This is a genomic window from Pseudomonas sp. R32 (assembly GCF_009866705.1).
Classification (GTDB): Bacteria; Pseudomonadota; Gammaproteobacteria; order Pseudomonadales; family Pseudomonadaceae; genus Aquipseudomonas; species Aquipseudomonas donghuensis.
Window position 1 is genome coordinate 4,685,745 of the sequence record NZ_CP019396.1, and the last position, 22,086, is coordinate 4,707,830.

Genomic DNA, 22,086 nt, shown 5'->3' on the forward strand with positions numbered 1-22,086 from the left:
GCCTGCTGCCCGCCCCCTCAAAGGACTCACGAGGTTGACCCCATCATGGATATGACCATTGGCGATTTTCTCCTGCGTCGCCTGCAGGAATTCGGCATCCGCCATCTGTTCGGCGTGCCCGGCGACTACAACCTGACCCTGCTCGAACAGGTCGAAGCCCTGCCGCAACTGCGCTTCATCGGTAACTGCAACGAACTCAACGCCGCCTATGCCGCCGACGGCTACGCCCGCACCCAGGGCTTTGGCGCGGTACTGACGACCTACGGGGTGGGCGACCTGAGCGCCCTCAACGGCATTGCCGGCGCCTATGCCGAGCGGGTCCCGGTCATCATGATTTCCGGCATGCCGCCCTTGCACGCGATTATCGACCGCGCCCTGATGCACCACACCCTGTGCGACGGCAACTACGACAACATCATGGTCACCCTGCGCCAGTTCACCGTGGCCCAGGCACGCATCACCGTGGAAAACGCCGCCCAGGAAATCGACCGGGTGCTGCAGACCTGTTTCCGCGAGCGCCGGCCGGTCTACCTGCAACTGCCGTCGGATCTGGCCTGCCTGCACATCGAAGTGCCCCAAACGCCGCTGCAGTTGAGCGAAACCCGCAGCGAGCCGGGCCAGTTGCTCAACGTGGTCACGCAACTGCACCAGCGTCTGGCCAGTGCCAGCAACCCGGTGTTGCTGGTGGACATCGACGTCGAACGTTTTGGTCTGACCGCGCAGGTACTCGAGCTGATCGAGCGCCTTGAGCTGCCCTTTGCCAACCTGCCGCCAGCCAAGGCCATGCTGCCGGAATCGCACCCGCTGTTTCTCGGTACCTATGCCGGTGCGGGCTCGGCGCCAAGCGTGCGTGAAGCCATCGAGCAGGCGGACTGCGTGATCAGTATCGGCGCCCGCTTCACCGACACCAGCACCGCGCTGTTCTCGCAGAAGTTCAAGGATGGCGCCCTGATCCAGTTGCAGCCTTACGCCGCCTCGCTGGGCAAAGTGCACTACAACGCGGTGAGCATGCGCCAGGTGCTGGAAAAGCTCGTTCAGCAACCACCAACGCTACGGGCCACGCCGCGGCAGATTCCACCGTTCAGCGCCCCGCCAGCGGTGCGCGCCTTGCCCGAGCAACCGCTCAGCCAGTTGCGCTTCTGGCAGCGCATAGCCCACCTGATCAAGGGTGACGAACTGATCATTGCCGAAAGCGGCACGTCATCGGCGGGGCTCAATGGCCTGCGCATGCCCAGCGGCGTGACCTACATCACCCAGCCGATCTGGGGCTCGATCGGCTACACCCTGCCGGCCCTGCTCGGCAGCCTGCTGGCACAGCCCGAGCGGCGGCAAATGCTGTTCATTGGCGACGGTTCGTTGCAGATGACCGTGCAGGAGCTGTCGACCATCCTCGCCCACCAACTCAAGCCGGTGATCTTCCTGATCAACAACGATGGCTACACCATCGAGCGGCTGATCCTCGGCGAGAATTCCAGCTACAACGACATCAACCCGTGGCGCTATGCGCAACTGCCACAGGTGCTCGATACCCGCGATCGCTCACGGCATTTCACCGTGCACACCGAAGACCAGCTGGAGGCCGCGCTGGTCGAGGCCGAAGGCGCTGACACCCTGGTGTTCATTGAAGTGGTGATGGAACGCATGGACGCACCGGAGTCGCTCAAGCGCTTTGCCCGTCTGTTTGCCGAGTTCGACTACGGCCTGCAACCGCTCAGCCAGCCAGCAATCGCCAGCTGAAACCCGGGCCTGGGCGACCATCGTCGCCCAGGCCGCAGGTGATCAGGCAATCGAGCGTACCACCCCGCCATCCACACGCATTGCCGCACCCGTCGTGGCGCTGGCCTGACGCGACGCCAGGTAGACCACCAGGCTGGCAACCTCCTCGACCGTCGCCAAGCGTTTGATGATCGAACTGGAACGATGCTCGGCGATGAAGCTGGCTTCCAGCTCCTCGGCGGGCACACCCTGCTCTTCGGCCATCTGGCTGAAGAAACCACCGACGCCTTCGGAGCGAGTCGGCCCCGGCAGTACCGCGTTGACGGTTACGCCGGTCCCGGCCAGGGTTTCCGCCAGGCCGCGGGATATCGCCAGCAAGGCCGTCTTGGTGGTGCCGTAGTGAACCATCTCGGTCGGGATCTGCAACGCCGATTCGCTCGACAGGAACAACACCCGCCCCCACTCACGCTCGGCCATGGCCGGGGCGTAGTGACGCGACAGGCGCACTGCGCTCATCACGTTGACTTCAAAGAAGCGCCGCCAGTCGTCGTCAGTGATGTCAAAGAAGCCCTTGGGTTCGAAGATCCCCAGGTTGTTCACCAGAATGTCGGTATCCGGTACTTTGGCAAACAGCGTCTCGGCCCCTTCGGCAGTCCCCAGGTCAGCCGTCACGCCGGTTACCCGCGCGCCCGGCAGCTTGCGCTGGATCTGTTCGATGGCGCGGGTCACCCGTGCCTTGCTGCGCCCGTTGATCACTACTTCAGCGCCTGCCTCTGCCAGCCCGAAGGCAATGGCAAAGCCGATACCGGCCGTGGAGCCGCTGACGATCGCACGTTTGCCGTGCAAGGAAATATTCATACCTGCGTCCTTATATGGATGAAATGAGAGCCCACAAACAGCACGCCGCCAACAGCGTTGAAGGCTGTTGGCCACGGCTTCATGGCTGTTTGACCGCTGCCATCAGTCGAGTTCGGCAGCGGCCTGGAGCGAAGGCGCAAAAGATTGCCAGCCACCGCCCAGGGATTTGTACAACCCGACCATCGCCAGCGAGGTCGCGGCACTGCTTTCTACCCACTGCTCCTGGTTGGCCAGCAGCGTGCCCTGCACGGTCAAGACGTTGAGAAAGTCCACCGCGCCCTCCACGTACTGGCGCTGCGCGGTTTCCAGGGCCACCCGGCTCTGGCGCACCGCTTCATCGAGCAGGTCGCGACGCAATTGACTGGCGTTGTACAAGCGAAGCACATCATCGATCTCGTGCCAGGCACGCAACACCACCTGCTGGTACTGCAACGCCGCTTCCTGCTGTTGCGCCTCGCGCAGCTTGAGCACGCCCTTGAGGCGCCCGCCTTCAAAAATCGGCAAGCTCAATTGCGGGCCGATCGCAAAGCGGCGGGAACTCCAGTTACCGAAGTCCGAGAGCTGCAGCGACTGAAAGCCGGCGCTGCCGGACAAGCGAATGCTCGGGTAGAAGTTGGCCTTGGCCACGCCGATGCTGGCCGTGGCGGCGTGCAACTGCGCCTGGGCCTGACGGATGTCCGGGCGGCGCTCGGCCAGTTCAGACGGCACGCCCATGGCAAAGCGTTGTACCGTGCGCGGCAACTCGACCGGCGTGAGCAGTTCGTTCTGCAGGCTGCGCGGCGGCTCGGCAACCAGCAGGCTCAGGGCGTTGATCAGTTGCGCCTGACGCTCTTCCAGAGTCGGTAGCCGCGCCTCGATCGAGGCCACCTGGGCGGCGGCCTGGGCGACATCGAGGTTGGTCGCCACGCCATCGTTCAAACGCATCTGCGACAGGCGCAGGCTATGCCGGGAGACATCCAGGTTCTCGCGCACCACCGCCAGGGTGTTCTGCACTGCGCGCAACTGGATGTAGTCACGGGCGGTTTCGGCCAGCAACGACAAGAGCACACCCTGGCGATCGTTTTCGGCCACTTCGACGCTGGCGTCCGCGGCCTCCACCTCACGGCGCACGCGGCCCCACAGGTCCAGTTCCCAGGACGCGGTGAAATCCCCCTGCCAGAGGTTGAAGGCTGACTTGCCGCCCTTGCCGGACGGGTCAGCGAGGCCTTCGGCACTGTTGCGAGTGCGGCTGTAGCCGCCATCGAGGTCCACCGCCGGGTACTTGTCGGACGCGATGCTCATGCGCACCGCACGGCTTTGCATCAGCCGCGAGGTGGCAATCTGCAGATCGAGGTTGCGCTCCACCGCGCGCTGGATCAACGCCGACAGCTGGCGGTCGTCGAAGGTTTCCCACCAGCGCGCCTCCAGGGGCGCGCTCTGCGGCTGGCTGGGGGCCGGTTTTTCCTGCAGCGCAGGCCATGCCGAGGGCGCGGTGCTTTTCGGCGCCTCGAAGTCCGGGCCGACGGTGCAGGCGCTCAAGGTCAGCGTAGCGCCAAGCACGAGGGGCGAAGCCGTGTATGCAAGTCTCATCGAACACTGACCTCGTTACCCGCCTCGGCCTTGGCCTTGCTCTGGGTGTCGATCCTGGCCACGACCGACATGCCGACCCGCAAACGCTCCAGCAACGGCTGGTCGGCATCGAAGACGATCTTCACCGGAATACGCTGCACCACCTTGGTGAAGTTACCGGTGGCGTTGTCCGGCTTGACCGCCGCGAAGGTCAGGCCGGTGGCCGGGGCGACACTTTGCACGCGACCGCGCAGGCGTTCACCGGCAAAGGTATCAACGCTCACCTCGACGATTTGCCCAGGCAGCACGTGGGTCAATTGGGTTTCCTGGAAGTTGCCGATCACATAGGCACGCTCCAGCGGCACCACCGAGAGCATCCGCGCCCCCGGGTTGACGTAAGCCCCCACGCGCACCGCACGCTCGCCGACCATGCCGTCGATGGGCGCGACGATCGTGGTGTAGGACAGGTCCAGGCGGGCGCGCTCCAGCGCCGCCTCGGCATGCTTGAGGCCACCCTGGGCAGCATCGACCTGGGCGGTGAGGATATCGATCTGCTTGCGCGCCGCCGCCAGCGCCGCGCTGGAGTTGGCCAGGCGCGCGCGCGCCTGGTCGACCCGGCTGCGCGCCTGCTGGGCGTTCTGCACGGTGCCCGCGCCCTGCTCGGCCAGGCGGCTGTGGCGGGTCAGTTCATGGTTGGCGAAGGCAAGTTCCGCTTCGTCGGCTGCCACCGTTGCCTGCGCCTGGGAAATCAGCGATGCCTGACGTTCCAGGGTCGCCCTGGCGTTCTGCGCCTGGGCCTTGGACATCAGCAACTGCGCTTCGGCCGCCGCCAGGGCCGCCTGAAAATCGCGGTCATCGATCAGTGCCAGGGTCTGCCCGGCCTTGACCCGCTGGTTGTCCTCGACCAGCACCCGGGTGATAAAACCCGAGACTTTCGGCGCGACCACGGTGTAGTCGGCCGAGACATAGGCATCGTTGGTCGATTGCACGCCGCCCGAACCGAAGATCGAGGGCAAGGCAGTAAAGGCTATGCCGCCGACGATGAGCACCGCCGCTGCAATCAAGGCCAATTTATGGTTTTTACTTAGGGTCATTACGACTATCTCTCTCAGCAGGAACGCTATGCCACCGCACGGGGTGGATAGATCCGGGTGGGCACAAAAGGAATCAGCAGGATCAACGCCAGCGCCAGCAGCGCCATGCACAGGTAGAGGTCGGCCGAGGTCAGCACCACGGCCTGTTCATGGATACGCTTGGCCAGGCCCGGTGCACTGGCATCGGCCAGGGGTGAATTGCCCAGGTTGTCCACCAGCATGTTCGAGTGAAAATGCCGGCGTACCGTGGTCAGCGCCTCCAGCACCCCGGCGGCGACCACCGAGGCCAGGCCCTTGACGGTGTTGAACCAGGCCGAAGCGAACGGGCCGTCTTGCGGGGTCATGCCGCCAGTGGCGAGCATCAGCAGCGGGATCACCGCCATCGGCTGACCGAAGATCTGGAACAGTTGCAGCACGTAGAAGTTGTCGCGAATCCACTGCGAGGTAATCATCGTGCCGCCAAAGCACGACACCGCCAGCATGCCCAGGCCAATGGCCAGAACCCAGCGGCAGTCCACCGCGCGGATGTTGCACAGCGCTGCGGTCAGCGGCAGGGCCAGCAACTGCGGCAACGCCACCAGCAACATCACCGGGCCCGTCTGCACCGGCCGGTAGCCCTGGATCTGGGCGAGGAAGCTGGACGGAATGATGATCACCGCCGAAAGCACTACCAGCACCCCGCCGAGGGTGACCAGGGCATGGGTGAGGTTGCGGTTGCTGAGCATCTGCAATTTGAAGAACGGCAGCGGGTGCGACCATTCGTTGATCATGAACAGCACCAACAGTGCCAGGCCGCCGCCCAGCAACCAGCAGATCAACGGCGAGTTGAACCAGCCCATGCGATCGCCCTGGCTCAGGCCGATGACAATCGAGCAAATGGCCGGCAGGCCCAGCAGCAAACCGCGCCAGTCAAACTGCTTGAAGCGCTCCAGGCGCAGCGGGTCTTGCGGCAACCCCCAGGCCACGCAAGCCATGGCCAGCAACGACGGCAGGATGATCTGCCAGAACGCCCACTGCCAACCGACGTACTCGGTCCACAAGCCCGCCAGCGGCAGCCCCAGGCTCGGCCCGAAGGTGGCCGTCAAGGCGTAGCCGGCCAGGCCATAGAGTTTGATGCCAGGGGGCAGGAAACGCAGCGCCACGCTCATCAGCATCGGCGGCAAGGCCCCACCGGCAAAGCCCTGCAGGGTGCGCAGCAGCATCAGGGTTTCCTGGTTGGGCGCAAACGGGCAGAGCAAACCGAGCAGGGCGAAGGCGCCAATCGCGCAGAGGGTGAAACGCCGCAGGGAGAAGGTCACCGAGCACCAGGGCGCGAAAGCCATGGCCGAGACCGAGGTCGCCGAGTACAAGGCGACCAGCCATGAACCTTCGTCAGACCCGATGTGCATGCCACCACGAATATCGGCCAGGGCCATTTTCGTGACCATCTCGTTGAGGCCGGCGCAGAGTACCGCCAGCAGCACACCGAGCAGGCCGATGACGATGCGCGGGCCGAATGCCGCCGGTGCCGCAGGCTTGGCCGGGGCAGGTGCCGGTGCGGCGACGACGGCCGCACCCGGGGTGGCCAGGGCCTCCAGCGAACTCATGGCCTGCCCCCGGGAACGGGCGCAGGGGCACGGTAAAACAGGTACAGGCGCATGGCTTCAGAACTCCGGGTAATTGAGGTACCCGGCAAGTCTATGGAGGCCGATTACTGACGAAAACTGACATATTCGCAGCTTTATGCTGCATGAGACGCAACTATACGATCAGGTATATATAAGCGCTCAAAAGCGTCAATCTTGACGTTAACACTCAGGCTTTACTGCAACACTCCTTGAGCGTCTGGCGCAGCCAGCGATGGGCAGGATCGTTGTCATAGCGCGGGTGCCAGGCCTGCATGATGGTCACCGATTCCAGCGCCATGGGGATGCGGAACGAACGTAGCGGCAGGCCCAGACGGGCAACACTGAGCAGCACGTGCTGGGGCAGGGGCAGCAGCAGGTCGGACTCGGGCAGGGAGAACATCGCCGAGTGAAAACTCGGGGTAATCAACGCCACCCGCCGGCTCAGGCCCATCCCCGCCAGCGCTGAGTCGATCGGCCCGGTGGCGCGACCGCGGCGTGAGACGCTGATCTGTTCGAAGGCGGCGAAGCGCTCCGGGGTGATCTCATCGTTGAAGATCGGGTGGTCGACCCGCGCCAGGCCCACGAAGGTGGTGGCAAACAGGCTTTGTACCTTGATTTCCGGGCCGAGGTTGCGCGTGGCGCTGATGTACAGGTCCAGGCGCCCATCGCGCAGGCTGTCGTCCTCGTCACCGCCCTCGCCTTCCGGGACAAAACGCAGCACGGTACGCGGCGCCTGCTGGCGCATGGTTTCCAGCAAGGGGGCCGCGAACGGCGCGATAAACACATCGTTGGCGCGCAGGTTGAACGAGCGCTCCAGGGTCAGCAGGTCAACCTCGTCACTGGAGCTGAACACCTGCCCGGCCTGTTCGACCACGCTGCGCACCTGGGTGCGCAGGGCCATGGCCTTGGGGGTCGGTACCAGGCCGCGGCCGGCGCGGACCAGAATCGGGTCGCCGACGGCATGGCGAATTCGCGTCAGGGTGCGGCTCATGGCCGCCGGGCTGAGGTTCATGCGACGAGCCGCACCGACCACACTGCCTTCATCGAGCAGCGCATCCAGCGCAACCAGCAAGTTCATATCCGGAAAGTGCATGGTAAGCATCCATTCATGTATTTCAGTGAATCCGCTGCAATCTTACCAGTTTCTGCAGGTTTTCCAGCCCTTGCATTCTGCGCAACTAGTCATTGCACCGCGCACCATTTACCCGGCCGCACGCTTTTTCAAGAATGCCTGCTCTTTGTATTCAGAATGGGTCCCGTCACCATGTACAGCTCGGTACTGATCGCCATTGATGGCTCTGCGCGCAGCCGCGGCATCCTCGAAACCGTCAGCCGCTTCTGCGAACCCGCGCGCCATCAGTTGCATGTGCTGCTGGCGGTCGACGTGGCCTACGCCCTGGCCGAGGAGAACAGACGCATCAGCGCCTTCGACCAAAGTGAATACCCGGCCGCCAGCCATGAACAGCAAATGGCCGACATGACCATGCAGCAAGCCGTGGACTACCTGCGCACCCGCGGCTTCCAGACCGAAGGCAACCTGGTCAACGGTGACCCGGTATCGACCATCGTCGCCGAGGCCAAGCGCCTGGAAAGCGACCTGATCGTCATGGGCCATCGCCACCTGTCGCGCCTGGACCGCATGCTCGACCCTTCGATCAGCAGCAAGGTCATCGACAAGGCCGGCTGCCCGGTGCTGGTCGATGCCCGCCACGTCTGACCCTTCCCCTTTACCGAGATCGCACGGATGAAACTCGACTACCTGCAACTGGAACAGATCGGCGCTGTGGCCCTGATCCGCCTCAACCGTCCCGAGGTGCTCAACTCGTTGTGCTGCGAACTGGCCGCGGAGCTGGCCGGTGTGCTTGACCACCTTGAGCAGGACCGTAGCGTCCGCGCCCTGGTACTGACCGGTGGCGACACCGTGTTTGCCGCCGGCGCTGACATCAAGGCGATGCGTGATCGCAGCTACATGGATGTCTACACCAGCGATTTCGTGACCGTGGACTGGGAGCGCCTGGCGAGCTTTCGCAAGCCCAGCATCGCCGCAGTGGCCGGTTACGCACTGGGTGGTGGCTGCGAACTGGCGCTGATGTGCGACATGATCATCGCTGCCGACAGCGCCCGCTTCGGCCAGCCGGAAATCAAGATCGGCACCATCCCCGGCGCCGGTGGCAGCCAGCGCCTGGCCCGCTCGATCGGCAAGGCCAAGACCATGGACATGGTCCTCACCGGCCGCACCATGGATGCTGAAGAAGCCGAGCGCTGCGGGCTGGTCAGCCGCCGGGTCAGCGATCAGGCCCTGCTCGACGAAGCCCTGCAGGCTGCGGCGCGGATTGCCAGCTACTCTGGCCCGGTCAGCATGATGGCCAAGGAAGCGGTCAACCGCGCCTTCGAGACCACCCTGAGCGAAGGCGTGCGCCAGGAGCGGCGTTTGTTCCACTCCACCTTCGCCATCGAGGACCAGAAGGAAGGCATGGCGGCGTTTGCCGAGAAACGCGCGCCGCAGTTCATGCATCGCTAAGAAATTGGTTCTTCACGGAATCCTGGGGGGCTAGGGATCCTTGGGTTGGGTTGGGTTGGGTTGGGTTGGGTTGGGTTGGGTTGGGTTGTTCGGGCTGCGAGCTTATCCATTCGCTGTGGCGCCGCTGCCGGCCCCTTCCGCCCTTACGGCGTCCTACTTTTCTCTTGGGAAAAGTAGGCAAAACCGCTTGCTCCTGCATACGGCCCTACGCTGCGCTTCGGGTCCCTTCGCTACGGCGCCCTCCGGGGCATCGCGGCCTACGACTTGCTACGCCAAGTCTACGTCTCGCGTCTTCGGCTAACGCCGAAGGTGCTGCGCACTGCCCCTACAGGCACCTTCGCTCAGCCTCCTGAAGTCGCTTTTGGCGGCGCCTGGAATTACGTGCATGAAGATCAAGATCAAGATGAAGCAGGTCGGTCCTCGCTTCGGGGTCAGTTTGGCTACGCCATAATCTGCTTTCGCAGATACGCCCGTGCAGGCGCTGCCCGTAACTTCGCGACTTCAGGAGGCTGAGCGTAGGTGTCTGGAGGGGGCTGGTGCGTAGCACCCTTCGGCCCAAGCCGAAGTCGCGAGACGTAGACTTGGCGTAGCAAGTCGTAGGCCGCGATGCCCCTGGAAGGCACCGAAGCGAAGGAACCCGAAGCGCAGCGTAGGGCCGTATGCGGGAGCGAGCGGTTTTGCCTACTTTTCCCAAGAGAAAAGTAGGACGCCGTAAAGGCGGAAGGGGCCAGCCGCAGCGCCACAACGAATGGATAAGCTCGCAATCTGAACATCCCACCCCACCCCTAGGATCATAGTCCCCAAAATTTCGATTGGCCCGCCCCTAGATCCTGTAGAAGCGGGCTTGCCCCGCGATCAACTCAACCCTGCGCCTTGCCGGGCTTGACCACCACCGTACAGGTGGTACCCGCCGCCAGCAAAAAGCCCTCGGGCACTTCATCGATATGAATCCGCACCGGCACCCGCTGGGCCAGGCGCACCCAGTTGAAGGTCGGATTGACGTCAGCGATCAGCTCGCGGCTTTCCGGGTTGTCGCGGTCATAGATACCGCGCGAGATACTCTCTACATGCCCTTTGAGCCGCTCGCCGCTCATCATCTGCAACTCGGCCTGGTCGCCCACCCGCACGTGCGGCAGCTTGGTCTCTTCGAAGAAGCCATAAACCCAGAACGAATCCTTGTCGACCACCGCCATCTTCGGCTCGCCGGTGCGCGCGTAGTCACCACGATGGACGTTGAGGTTGGTGACATAGCCATCGACCGTGGCGAGGATCTTGGTCCGCTTGAGGTCCAGCTCGGCCGCCGCCAATTGCGCCTGGGCCTGCTGGTAATCGGCCAGCGCCGAGTTGGCGATGTTGCTGGCATCGTCACGGTTCTCCCGCGAGATCACCAGGTTGTCCATGTCGGCGCGGCGATGGGCGTTGACCTTGCGCATTTCCCAGGTGGCCTTGCGCGAGGCGACCAGCGCCTGGGCCTGGCGGACCGCCACTTGGTAGTGCTCGGGGTCAATCTGCAGCAGCACATCGCCCTTCTTCACCAACTGGTTGTCGCGCACCGGCACATCGACCACATAACCCGGCACGTCGGCAGCGACGTTGATGATGTCGGCACGCACGCGCCCGTCGCGGGTCCAGGGCGTGTTCATGTAATGCACCCAGAGCTGGCGACCGATCACCACGGCAGCGGCCAGCACGAGCAAGGTGGCGATCAGGCTGAAAAACTTTTTCATCAACAGGGGTCTCAACGGTAGAGAGTCAGGGCGATGGATCCGAACAGGCAGATAAACAGGCACAGGCGCAGCAGCGCCGGGTGCCAGAAGAAGCGGTAGCCGTCATGACTGGCGATAAACCGGTCCAGGCCCCAGGCAAGGCCGGCGGCGAACAGGAACATCAAGGTCATGGTCGGCATGTAGACGCCATGGAAGGCGATTTCACGAGGCATGGGGCAGTCCTTTGGCCGGGGCCAGTTCGGCCAGCGGCGACTGAGGGTCGAGCAGTGAAGTACGGATGAAATGCAGGTAGCTCTGCACCCGGCGCAGGGCCGAGGTGTCGAAGTGGCGGGCGAACGGCTCGTCGGTGGCCTGCACCCGGCTGATGGCATGGTCCACCGCCACCAGCGCACGCTCGTGGTTGCTCGCGCTCGGCTGCATGAACAGGCGCGCCAGGGCGCGGCCCATGACCCGGATGGCCTGGCGCCAGGGCTGCGATTCGGCGTAGCACGGGTGCACCGGCAAAATCGCCTGCTCCTTGCGCAGTTCGATGATCGCATGACCGACCTCAAGCACCACGAACATCCAGCGCAGCAACTTGCTCTGCACCCGCGGCTGGCCGACCGCCAGGCCATAGGCCTGGTGCAGCAGGTCGCGGGTGCGGCTTTCGAAGCTCGAACCCAAGCCGCGCAGGCGCCCGGTGATCGCATACAGCACCTGGGCACGCAAATCCTGCTCCAGGCGGCTCCACAACCAGCGGCTGTTGGGCGGCAGGATGATTGCCCCGGCAGCGGCGCAGACCAGCATGCCGATGACCATGGCGATGTAGTCGTTGATGAAGTTGTAAGGGTTGTAGATGGTCAGGTTGTCCGGCACGGAACCGGTGGCAAAAAAGATCAGCAGGCCCAGCCCGTAACCGGCATAGGCCGGTCGCGAGGCGAGGAACGCGCCGAACACGAACACCGGCGCCAGCACCAGGCATAACAGCGGGAAACCGTCGATCCAGGGGAACACGAAGAAGGTTTCGAAGAAGCCGACAAAGGCGCCGAACAAGGTCCCGCAGGCCATCTGGAACGACATGCGCTTGGGGTTTGGCGTGGCCGCCGAGAGGCCGACGGTGGCCGCGGCGATCAGGGTCATCATCGCCCCGCTCGGCCAGGCGGTCATGATCCAGAAACTGCCCAGCACCAGCAGGATGAACGAGGCGCGCACGCCGGCCGCCAGCGAGGCCATCCAGTTGGTCTGCGCTACATAGGGCTCATCCCACTGCTCGCGGGCATGGTTGTGCTCGGTCAGCGAAGCGTGGGTCTGGGCGTAGCTGTGCATGTCGTCGACGAAGCGGTACAGCAGTTCGTAGGCAGTGTGGAAGTCCAGCAGGTCGGCATCGCTCGGGCCGCTCTCGACATACGCTGCACGCAGGGTGCGCACGCGCTCCGGCAAGCCTTCCTTGTAGGCCGCCAGCTGTTCGGCCAGGCGCGCCGCATCACCCTCGGTGAGACCGCGACCGGCATAGGCGTCGAGCAGCTCGGCCAGGGCGGTGAGCCCCGGCTCGATGGCGGTGACGATCTGCAGCGGCCCACGCAAACGCAAGCGCTCCAGCAACTGGTGCAAGGCGTTGAAGCGCGTGGTGATGGCCATGAATTCGCTGTTCATCCGCCCCAGGCGCCCATTGCGCCGGCGCATGTGCGGGTCTTCGAAGGCGGTGACGCTGCGCAGGCTTTCCAGACCTACGGCCTCGGCGATAAAGCGCACGTTGCTGCTTTCAAAGCGGTCGCGCTGGCTGTCGCCGCGCAGGCCCTCGGCAACGAAGCCGGCGAACACGCCAAAGCGCTGGTACAGGGCGTTGCGCATCGAGGCACTGGCCGACTGCGGCAGAATCGCGGCGCTGACCAGGGTCGAGACAAGGATCCCCAGGGAGATTTCCAGCACCCGCCACACCGCAGCCATAAACGCGCCGTCAGGGTGCTGCAAGGCCGGCAGGCCGACCATCGCCGCGGTGTAACCGGCGAGCACGAAACCATAGGCGCGAAAGGTACGGTAGCGCATGGCGCCGGCCGAACACAGGCCGACCCAGATCGCCAGGCTCGGCAGGAACAGCTCGGTGTTCTGCGGGAACAAGGCGATCAGCGCGACCATCATCGACGAGCCGGCCAGGGTGCCCAGCAGCCGGTAGAAGCTCTTGGCGAACACATGGCCGCTCTGCGGCTGCATGACGATGAACACAGTGATCATCGCCGTGCGCGGCTGCGGCAGTTCCAGGCGCATGGCCAGCCACAGGGTCAGGAAGGCGGCGCTGAGGACCTTGAAGATGTACACCCAGGTGACCCCGTCGGTGCGCACCCATTCAAAGAACCCGCGACGCCACTCCAGGGTGGCCAGCCAGCGAAACGGCAGGGTCAGTGCGCTCATTCGGCATGGCCCGGCTTGTCGAAGACTGCCAGGGTTACCGGGGTTTTCGGCGCCTGCTGACGGTCTTCTCCGGGCACATCGTTGCCCGCGCCCAGGCCGCCGCCCAGGGCCGTGACCAGTTCGGCATGGGCACTCAGGCGTGCGGCCTGGACCTGCTGCTGGATTTGTTGCTGGCGGAACAACTGAGTTTGCGCGTTGAGCACATTAAGGTAATCGGTCAGGCCGCGCTGGAAGGCGATCATGGCGATGTCATAGGTCTTTTGCGCCGAGGCCACCGATTCGGCGGCAAAGTGTTGCTGCTCGTGCATCGACTCACGGCGGATCAACTGATCGGAAACACCCTTGAGCGCCTCGACCACGGTCTGGTTGTAGCGCGCCACGGCGATGTCATAACCAGCCGCGGCAACCCCCAGTTGCGAGCGCAAGCGACCGCCGTCGAACACCGGCAGGCTGATCGCCGGGCCGACGTTGTAGTTGAACTTGCGCCCGGTCAGAAACTCCAGCGGCCCGCCGCCGGTGGCCATGAAACCGAGGCCAGCAACCAGGTCGACGTTGGGGAAGAAGCCGGCATGGGCGACATCGATACCACGGGCCTGGGCTGCGACCTGCCAGCGGCTGGCGACCACGTCCGGGCGCTGGCCGACCAGTTCGGCGGGCAAGGCCGAGGGCAATTTCAGCGCAGTGCCCAGCGCCAGTCGTGGACGCTGCAGCTGCGCGCCCTCGCCTGGACCTTTACCGGCCAAGGCTGCCAGCTGGTTACGGGCCAGGGCGATTTCCTCATTGAGGGCATCGAGCTGGCGGTGGGTTTCCGGCAGTGGCGTCTGCGCCTGGCTGACTTCAAAGTGCGTGCCGATGCCACCGGCCAGACGCCGTTCGGCCAGGGCCAGGATCTGCTCCTGCTGCTCAAGCTCGGCCTTGACGATATCGCGCTGGGCAAAGTGCAGCGACAGCTGGATGTAGGCCTTGACGATGTTGTTCTGCAGCTCGAGCTGGGCCTGACGCGCCTGGGCCACGCTCATGTGGGCCATGTCCACGGCCTGCTCGCTGGCATTGCGCTCCCGGCCCCAGAGGTCCAGGGCGTAGCTCAAGCCAAGCGATGCATTGTTGTCCCAGGTGTTGGCCCCGGACAACGCGCCGGGGCCATAGAACTGGTCTTGCGGCCAGTTGTGGCGCTTGAGCGTCGACTGGCCGTTGACCTGCAGTTTTTCTGCCGACTCGACCACCCCGGCCATGGCCTTGGCTTCACGCACACGGGCGACGGCCATGGCCAGGGTCGGGCTGTCTTGCACGGCCAGGGCGATCCAGCGATCGAGTTGCGGGTCGCCGTAGGCCCGCCACCATTGCTGGTCGGGCCAATGGGCGTCGAGGGCGGCTTCACGGATCGCCGCGTCGGTGGTCAGGGTATTGGCTTGCAGCGTCTTGCTTTGCGGGGCAATGCCCCAGGTTCCGATACAGCCGCTCAAGGTCAAGCTAAAGGCACAGGCACTGAGCGCATTGAGCGCTCTGATGATGCGACGCGGCACAGCTGCGAATTCCCGACATAGAAGGTGGATGACGCTTGGAGACGCAATTCTAGGGGGCCGCCGCACTGGCGATAAGCGTGCATTACTGCGAATCTTTGTTACGAAAACAGTGATAATCCGGCTTTAGTCTGAAGACCGCCTCGGTTACTTCATGTCACAATTTGTCGTCTACTTTGAGAGCGACCCATGGACACCCTGCAAAACATGCGTGCTTTTAGTTGCGTCGCGCAAGTCGGCAGCTTCACTGCCGCGGCCGTGCAACTGGATACGACCACCGCCAACGTGTCGCGGGCGGTCTCCAATCTTGAAGCCCATCTGCAAACCCGCCTGCTCAACCGCACCACCCGGCGCATCGCCCTGACCGAGGCCGGCAAGCGTTACCTGATGCGCTGCGAACAGATCCTCACCTACGTCGAAGAAGCCGAAGCCGAGGCCAGCGACGCCCATGCGCGCCCGGCCGGGCAACTGAAGGTGCATTCGATGACCGGGGTCGGCCAGCACTTCGTCATCGATGCCATCGCCCGCTACCGCGAAACCCACCCGGACGTGACCTTCGACCTGACCATGGCCAACCGCGTGCCGGACCTGCTCGACGAAGGCTACGACGTGTCCATCGTGCTGGCCAGCGAGCTACCGGACTCGGGCTTTGTCTCCCAGCGCCTGGGCATCACCTACAGCATCGTCTGCGCCTCGCCCGACTACGTGAAACGCCACGGCATCGCCCACAAGCCCAGCGACCTGCTCAACCACGCCTGCCTGCGCATGGTCAGCCCGGTGATCCCGCTGGAGAAATGGCTGTTCGACGGCCCCGAAGGCCAGGAGGTGGTCAACATCACCCAGGCGCCGTTCCAGGTGAACTCCGCCGACGCGATGAAAACCGCGATCCGCAGTGGCATGGGCGTTGGTGTGCTGCCGATCTATTCGGCGATCGAGGGCCTGCGTGATGGCTCACTGGTGCGGGTGATGCCCGAGTACCGCCTGCAGGAGCTCAACCTGTACGCGATCTACCCGTCGCGCCAGTACCTGGATGCCAAGATCAAGACCTGGGTCGAGTACCTGCGCAATTCTCTGCCGGAAATTCTCGCCGCCCACGAAGCGGACCTGAAAACCCACGAACTGCGCATCGCCACCTGAAATCTTGCTGCACAGGGGTGGTGGAGAATGATAGCGTGCTACCCATTCTCCACCGCCCGCAGAGATTTCGCCGATGAAAAAGACCGTCCTTGCCTTCAGCCGCATCACCCCGGCGATGGTCGAACGCCTGCAGCAAGACTTCAACGTAATCGTGCCCAACCCCAAGCTCGGCGACATCAGTGCCCAGTTCAACGACGCCTTGCCCGAGGCGCATGGCCTGATCGGCGTCGGCCGCAAGCTCGGCCAGGCGCAACTGGCAAACGCCAGCAAGCTGGAAGTGGTCGCCAGCGTCTCGGTGGGCTACGACAACTATGACCTGGCCTACTTCAACCAGCGCGGCATCGCCCTGACCAACACCCCTGACGTGCTCACCGAGAGCACCGCCGACCTCGGCTTTGCCCTGCTGATCGGCGCGGCGCGGCGGGTGGCCGAGCTGGATGCCTGGACCAAGGCCGGGCAATGGCAGGCCACCGTGGGCCCGGCGCAGTTTGGCAGCGACGTGCATGGCAAGACCCTGGGTATCGTCGGCCTCGGCAATATCGGCGCGGCCATTGCCCGGCGTGGGCGCTTCGGTTTCAACATGCCGATCCTCTACAGCGGCAACAGCCGCAAGCCGGCCCTGGAACAGGAACTGGGCGCGCAATACCGCAGCCTCAATGAGCTGCTGGCTGAAGCTGACTTCGTCTGCCTGGTGGTACCACTGGGGGCGCAGACCAAGCACCTGATCAGCACCCGTGAACTGCAGCTGATGAAGCCCAGTGCCTTCCTGATCAACGTGTCCCGTGGGCCGGTGGTGGATGAGGCGGCGCTGATCGAGGCCCTGCAGGCCGGCACCCTTCGCGGCGCCGGGCTGGATGTGTACGAGAAGGAACCACTGGCAGCCTCGCCGTTGTTCCAGCTGAAAAACGCCCTGACCTTGCCGCATGTAGGTTCGGCTACCGCTGAAACCCGCGAGGCCATGGCCAATCGCGCGATTGATAACCTGCGCAGCGCCTTGCTGGGTGAGCGGCCGCGGGATCTGGTCAATCCGCAGGTGTGGAAGTAGGCGGTACGAGTACCTAATCAACCACCCTTACCGTTATCAGTGGTGAAATCTGCGACGGCAGGCTGAGCACCGAGAGATCGAAAAACAGCACACCAGTGCCGCCCAGTGCGCTTTGCAAATAGCGCCTGGGCAGCACGAACTCGTGCCCGCGATAGTCTTCCCAACGCTCGATTGCATGCGAGTCCGAGTAGGTTTCCGGATCCCCTCCCGGTGGAAAACCAATCCAGCCTAGGAGCAAGGTTGCTCCTTGAGAGCCCTGCAAGCCTGGCAAGGAATAACCACTGAGCGTCAGCCCCTCCTCGCCCACTTGGGAAAGGCTGACAGTCCAGGCCGCATCTTTGAGAGTGGGCGGCGCGACCACCGGTTTATCGGACTTGCCCATCATCACTTCCATGACCGTTGCCTCGAACGCTGCGGATGTGTTGAGCGCAAGTTACGCCCTTGGAACGTCCCTGAAACCTGGCATTTTTATCAGGTACTGCGTCGGCCTCATCGCGGGTCAAGCCCGCTCCCACAGATTAATCCCAACTTGTGGGAGCGGGCTTGACCCGCGATTGCTACCTCAAGGCCACGACCGGCTCGACCACCTTGGGCCGGGGCTTGCGAAACACCAGCACGTTACCCAGCATCACCAGCACCAGGCCTGCCAACGCCGGCGCCGTCCATTGATACCCCTCGTAGAACGCCGAGACGTTCAACGCCACCAGCGGGAACAACACCGTGCAGTAAGCGGCCCGCTCCGGCCCCATGCGTCCGACCAGGGTCAGGTAGGCGGTAAAACCGATCACCGAGCCCGGGATCACCAGGTACAACAGTGAGCCGATGTAGCGCGTGTTCCATTCCATGGCAAACGCAATGCCGCTGACCAGGCAGTACAGCCCGAGCATGCTCGCGCCATAGAGCATGCCCCAGGCATTGGTGGTCAGCGGCCGCAGGCCGGCCTTTTGTTGCAGGCTGGAGAGCATGTTGCCGGCCGAAAAACACAGGGTGCCCAGCAGCGCCAGGCCCAGGCCGATAATGGTTTCGCGGCTGGCGGCATGCCCGGACAGCTCCGGCCAGAACAGCAGGCCCAGCCCGGCCAGGCCGAGGGCGCCACCGGCAAGCACATTGGCGGCAACCTTCTGGCCAAAGAATACCCGCGCATTCAGCGCGTTCCACAAGGTGGCGGTGGAGAACACCACGGCGATCAGGCCACTGGGAATCCACTGGCTGGCGGTCAGAAAGCACATGAAGTTGACGCAGAACAGGCACAGGCCCTGGGCCAGGCAGATCAGGTGGCCGCGGCGATTCATCGGTTGCAGGCGGCGGCTGAGCAGCAGGATGGCAAACAGCACCAGCGCCGCCAGGGCAAAGCGGTAGACGATCGACACAGGAATGGCGACCACGCCCAGTTGCAGCTTCAAGGCAATCCAGGTGGTGCCCCAGATCAGCACAGTGAGCAGGTATAACGACAGGTTCATGGCGGCACTCCTCGATTGCAGGCCACCAGTGTGCAACTGCAACCTCATCCGGCACTTGCACATTCTTGCGCTTTTGCACAGGCAACAGCTGTCAGCCCCGGCCTGGCGGAGTACGATGGCCCACAGAGGTAAGGACCATGACGCCGTTGGACCAGCTGCAAGTCTTCAAAGCCATGCACGACTCACCCCATGCCCGCCTGGAACACAGCGCGCACCTGGGGGACGGCCTGGCAGCAGCCCTGTGGAACAACCGTCACGACGCCCGCGACTACGAGGCTCCCAGCCATCACACCCTGTCGTGTTACATCGCCGACGGCACCGGCACCTTTCGCCGTGACCGCCCCGGCCACACCGGCGCACCCGACAAGCTGTGCATCATGCCGGCAGGATCGGCCTCGCATTGGGTGGTCAACGGCTCGATCCGCCTGGCACACCTGTACATCAGCCAGGAGCAATTCGCCCTCGGTTGCGTCAGCCTGCTGGACCGCGAACCCCGTGAACTGCAACTGCAGGAGGCGACCTTTCTCGACGACCCCGAGCAGGCCCGGCGTTTTCGCCAGCTGATCGCCCTGGACTGGGACGAACCGGGCGAGCGCCTGCTGACCAGCAGCCTGGCCCACGAGATTCTCGACCATGCCCTGCTCAGCCAGGTTGACCTGCGCCAGGGCCTGCGTCTTAAAGGCGGGCTGGCCGCGCACCAGCGCCGGCAACTGCGCGAGTATGTCGAAGGCCACCTCGATCAACCCCTGAGCCTTGGCGAGCTGGCGGCGCTGTGCAACCTCTCCGAGTACCACTTCGCGCGGATGTTTCGCGAAAGCTTCGGCCTGCCGCCGCACCAGTACCTGCTGGCCCGGCGCCTGGCCAAGGCGCGACAACTGCTGCGCCATGGCCAACTGCCGCTGGGCGAAGTGGCCCTGCTGTGCGGCTTTGCCAGCGCCAGCCATTTCAGCAACCGCTTCCGCCAGGCCCTGGGGGCCACGCCCGGTGCTTACCGGGCCGCCTTCAGCGCTTAGAACTCGAGGGTGCTGGACAGGCTGACCTGACGCGCATCGCCCACCGAGACGAAGTAACGGTTCACCGCCGAGCTGTAATAGGTGCGGTCGAACAGGTTCTTGACGTTCAACTGCAAGCGCACCTTGTGCTCGTCCAGGCGGGTTTCGTAGCTGGCGAAGGCATCGGCGACGGTGTAGCCCGGCAGCTCGAAATCATTCTCGGCGTTGCCCGCCCGCTCACCGACATAGCGCGCACCGGCGCCCAGGCGCAGGCGATCGCCGCCGAACAGGCTGCCCGCGTCATACACCGCCGACAGCGAGCCGCTGTGACGCGCTACGTTCTGCAGGCGATTGCCTTCGAGCGTGGGGTCCTGGGTGACGTCGGCATCGGTGAAGGCATAGTTGCCGATCAGGCTCCAGCGCTCGCTCAACTGCCCGCTCAGGTCCAGCTCGACGCCCCGTGAGCGCACCTCGCCCGCATTGCTGTAGAGGGTGTCGCCGGTTGCCGAGTCGAAGTTGGCCACCAGCACGTTGCGCTTGCGGATGTCGAATAGCGCCAGGGTGCCGGTCAACGCCCCCGGCACGTCGAGCTTGGCACCCAGTTCCCAGGATTTGCCCTGTTCAGGTTCCACGCCCGAGTCCAGCACCAGGCCGCCGCTCAGTGGGGCGACGCTGGAATTGGGCTTGAACGATTCGGTGTAGCTGCCATAGAACGACAGCTGCTCGTCGACCTTGTACACCAGGCCCAGCCGCGGCACCCAGGCCTGGCCATTGCTGTTGGTGTTGGCCTTGAACGGCCGCCCGCGCCCGGCGAGCTGGTCGTACATCTGGTAGCGCGCGCCGGCGACCAGGATCCAGTGCTCATCGAGGTGGATCGAATCCTGGAAGAACAGCGAGTCGCTGCGCAGCTTGTCGGTCTGCGCGCTGTCGCTGTCACGCACGCTGGTGCCTTCGACTTCGCGGCCATACACCGGGTTCAGGTAACTGAAGGTGCTCAGGCTGCTCTGGCGGATCAGGTCGGCGCGGTAGACCTTGCGGTATTCGTTATCCAGGCCGAACAGCAGGTCGTGCTGCATCCCCGCCAGTTGCACCGTGCCCTCAAGGCTCAAGGTGGCGAAACGGTCGCTGCTGAGTGCGCCGTGGGTGCCGTCCATGCTGCGGGTCAGGGTGCCGCGCGCGGCGTTGACGCCGGTCACCCGCACCTGGCTGGCGTCGTAGGTTTCACGGTTGTAACTGAAGCCCAAGTGGGCTTTCCAGTCATCCGCAAGCTGATGATCGACCTCCAGCCGATAGAGGTCCGAGCGCCCTTGCATGTCATTGAACGGCTCGTCCAGGCGCCGGGTGCTGGGGATATCCAGCGGGTGGTTGGTGCGCGGGTCGATGGCGGTGCCACGGTCGAACGGATAGAGAAACTCGCGGTGCTCGTAGGCCAGCAGCACCTGGGTGTCTTCGCCGTACCAGGCCAGCGATGGCGCCACCAGCGATTCGCGGTGGGTGCCGAAGTTGCGCCAGTAGTCTTCATCTTCATGGTCGAGCACCAGGCGGTAGGCGAAGTTGCTCTCGCCCAGCGCGCCGGTGCTGTCCAGGCCGCCGCCGCTGCCGTTCTTGCCGCTGCCATAAGTAGAGCCGCGCAGGTTCAGGGCGTTGTAGCGTTGCAGTTGCGGCCGCTTGCTGACCACGTTGATCACCCCGCCCGGGTCCTGGATACCGTACAACAATGAGGCCGGGCCCTTGAGCACTTCGACCCGCTCAGTGGTGGCATTGAGGCTGCGGCCCTGCACGATGGGCATGCCATCGCGCATGATCGAGCCGTCGCGGTTGTCGCCAAAGCCGCGCTTCATCACCGTGTCCTGGGTGCCGCCGAAGTTGTTGCCCTGGGTCACGCCGCTGACATTGGCCAGGGCATCGTCGAGGTTGCGCGGGGCCTGGTCCTTGAGCACCTGGGCCGGTACCACGTTAATGGCCTGGGGCGTCTGCATGATCAATGCCTGGCTGCGCATCACCGAGCTGCTTTGCGGCGGCTGATAGCTGTAGTCGGCGTCGGCCTGCGAGTTCACCGTGGTCGCCTCAAGCTTGAGCGCAGTGCCGGCATCGAGCGGTTCGAAGGTCAGGGTGCGGACATCGACGCGGCGAACGGCGAAGCCGGAATTGCCTAGCAGTTGCTGCAAAGCCTGCTCGGCGCTGAGGCTGGCGTTGAGGGCCGGAGCATTGATCGATGGCAGGTCGGCGGTGTAGATCACACTTTGCCCGGTCAACCGGCTGAAGTCATTGAGCGCCTGCACCAGCGGCTTGCTCGCTTGGGAAAAGCTGTAGACCTGCTGCGCGGCGGCGACACCCAAGGGCAATGCGCTACCCGCAGCCAGCGCCGCGACACTGAGCCAACGTGAAAAGCGACGCGCTGGCGAGGGTGTGAACTTCATGACCGATGACCTGTGAAGGAGTGATGTTTATGCGAATGAATCGCACTTTCACT

18 protein-coding genes are annotated in these 22,086 nt (G+C 64.2%); 6 read left to right on the top strand and 12 right to left on the bottom strand.

Translation table 11 applies throughout. The features are described 5' to 3' along the window. Positions 1-45: 45 nt before the first annotated feature. The gene (locus PspR32_RS21600; RefSeq protein WP_159389141.1) at positions 46-1,737 is read left to right on the top strand and encodes an alpha-keto acid decarboxylase family protein; all 1,692 of its coding nucleotides are present in this window, start codon (positions 46-48) and stop codon (positions 1,735-1,737) included. A gap of 42 nt (positions 1,738-1,779) precedes the next feature. Here PspR32_RS21600 and PspR32_RS21605 read toward each other — a convergent pair whose 3' ends face one another. The 5 genes from PspR32_RS21605 to PspR32_RS21625 all read right to left on the bottom strand — a co-directional run bounded on the left by PspR32_RS21605 (position 1,780) and on the right by PspR32_RS21625 (position 7,916). Beyond that, positions 1,780-2,574: an SDR family NAD(P)-dependent oxidoreductase gene (locus tag PspR32_RS21605; protein ID WP_010220688.1), complete on the bottom strand. Its 795-nt coding sequence runs from the start codon at positions 2,572-2,574 to the stop codon at positions 1,780-1,782. A gap of 102 nt (positions 2,575-2,676) precedes the next feature. Then, on the bottom strand, positions 2,677-4,143 hold the full coding sequence (locus PspR32_RS21610; protein WP_036996834.1) for an efflux transporter outer membrane subunit: 1,467 nt from the start codon (positions 4,141-4,143) through the stop codon (positions 2,677-2,679). Next, on the bottom strand, positions 4,140-5,216 hold the full coding sequence (locus PspR32_RS21615; protein ID WP_026001173.1) for an HlyD family secretion protein: 1,077 nt from the start codon (positions 5,214-5,216) through the stop codon (positions 4,140-4,142). The genes PspR32_RS21610 and PspR32_RS21615 overlap by 4 nt, the downstream gene beginning before the upstream one ends. Positions 5,217-5,242: 26 nt before the next feature. Next, the gene (locus PspR32_RS21620) at positions 5,243-6,802 is read right to left on the bottom strand and encodes an MFS transporter (RefSeq protein ID WP_010220684.1); all 1,560 of its coding nucleotides are present in this window, start codon (positions 6,800-6,802) and stop codon (positions 5,243-5,245) included. 208 nt (positions 6,803-7,010) lie between these two features. Next, positions 7,011-7,916: a LysR family transcriptional regulator gene (locus tag PspR32_RS21625; RefSeq protein ID WP_010220683.1), complete on the bottom strand. Its 906-nt coding sequence runs from the start codon at positions 7,914-7,916 to the stop codon at positions 7,011-7,013. Between the two features lie 171 nt (positions 7,917-8,087). On the opposite strand from PspR32_RS21625, the gene PspR32_RS21630 reads away from it, so the two are divergent. Further along, the gene (locus tag PspR32_RS21630; RefSeq protein ID WP_010220682.1) at positions 8,088-8,540 is read left to right on the top strand and encodes a universal stress protein; all 453 of its coding nucleotides are present in this window, start codon (positions 8,088-8,090) and stop codon (positions 8,538-8,540) included. A gap of 27 nt (positions 8,541-8,567) precedes the next feature. Further along, on the top strand, positions 8,568-9,344 hold the full coding sequence (locus PspR32_RS21635) for an enoyl-CoA hydratase (RefSeq protein ID WP_010220681.1): 777 nt from the start codon (positions 8,568-8,570) through the stop codon (positions 9,342-9,344). Positions 9,345-10,204: 860 nt separating this feature from the next. Here the strand turns inward: PspR32_RS21635 and PspR32_RS21640 are convergent. Genes PspR32_RS21640 through PspR32_RS21655 form a run of 4 tightly spaced genes read right to left on the bottom strand, consistent with a single transcriptional unit; the run spans position 10,205 to position 14,982 of the window. Beyond that, a complete protein-coding gene (locus tag PspR32_RS21640; RefSeq protein WP_010220680.1) occupies positions 10,205-11,071 on the bottom strand; it encodes an efflux RND transporter periplasmic adaptor subunit in 867 nt (288 codons plus the stop codon). An 11-nt stretch (positions 11,072-11,082) separates the two neighbouring features. Further along, entirely contained in the window at positions 11,083-11,283 is a 201-nt protein-coding gene (locus PspR32_RS21645) for a DUF1656 domain-containing protein (RefSeq protein WP_010220679.1), read from the bottom strand. Then, positions 11,273-13,459, bottom strand: a complete 2,187-nt coding sequence (locus tag PspR32_RS21650) for an FUSC family protein (RefSeq protein ID WP_159389142.1) — start codon at positions 13,457-13,459, stop codon at positions 11,273-11,275. The genes PspR32_RS21645 and PspR32_RS21650 overlap by 11 nt, the downstream gene beginning before the upstream one ends. After that, positions 13,456-14,982, bottom strand: coding sequence for an efflux transporter outer membrane subunit (locus PspR32_RS21655; protein WP_100782519.1), 1,527 nt, complete (start codon positions 14,980-14,982; stop codon positions 13,456-13,458). Before PspR32_RS21655 ends, PspR32_RS21650 begins: the two co-directional genes overlap by 4 nt. Before the next feature lie 186 nt (positions 14,983-15,168). Between PspR32_RS21655 and PspR32_RS21660 the strand changes: the two genes are divergently transcribed. Together PspR32_RS21660 and PspR32_RS21665 are read left to right on the top strand one after the other, a co-directional pair. Further along, positions 15,169-16,116, top strand: a complete 948-nt coding sequence (locus tag PspR32_RS21660; protein WP_010220676.1) for a LysR family transcriptional regulator — start codon at positions 15,169-15,171, stop codon at positions 16,114-16,116. A gap of 73 nt (positions 16,117-16,189) precedes the next feature. Further along, positions 16,190-17,161, top strand: coding sequence for a 2-hydroxyacid dehydrogenase (locus tag PspR32_RS21665; protein WP_159389143.1), 972 nt, complete (start codon positions 16,190-16,192; stop codon positions 17,159-17,161). 13 nt (positions 17,162-17,174) lie between these two features. Here PspR32_RS21665 and PspR32_RS21670 read toward each other — a convergent pair whose 3' ends face one another. Further along, positions 17,175-17,555, bottom strand: coding sequence for a hypothetical protein (locus PspR32_RS21670; RefSeq protein ID WP_010220674.1), 381 nt, complete (start codon positions 17,553-17,555; stop codon positions 17,175-17,177). Positions 17,556-17,718: 163 nt separating this feature from the next. Further along, positions 17,719-18,621 (bottom strand): DMT family transporter, encoded by a 903-nt coding sequence (locus PspR32_RS21675; protein WP_010220673.1) that lies wholly within the window; start codon positions 18,619-18,621, stop codon positions 17,719-17,721. A gap of 137 nt (positions 18,622-18,758) precedes the next feature. Between PspR32_RS21675 and PspR32_RS21680 the strand changes: the two genes are divergently transcribed. Then, the gene (locus tag PspR32_RS21680; RefSeq protein ID WP_159389144.1) at positions 18,759-19,634 is read left to right on the top strand and encodes an AraC family transcriptional regulator; all 876 of its coding nucleotides are present in this window, start codon (positions 18,759-18,761) and stop codon (positions 19,632-19,634) included. Here PspR32_RS21680 and PspR32_RS21685 read toward each other — a convergent pair. Continuing rightward, positions 19,631-22,033, bottom strand: coding sequence for a TonB-dependent siderophore receptor (locus PspR32_RS21685; protein WP_159389145.1), 2,403 nt, complete (start codon positions 22,031-22,033; stop codon positions 19,631-19,633). The two genes, PspR32_RS21680 and PspR32_RS21685, sit on opposite strands and share 4 nt — an antisense overlap. Positions 22,034-22,086: the final 53 nt, after the last annotated feature.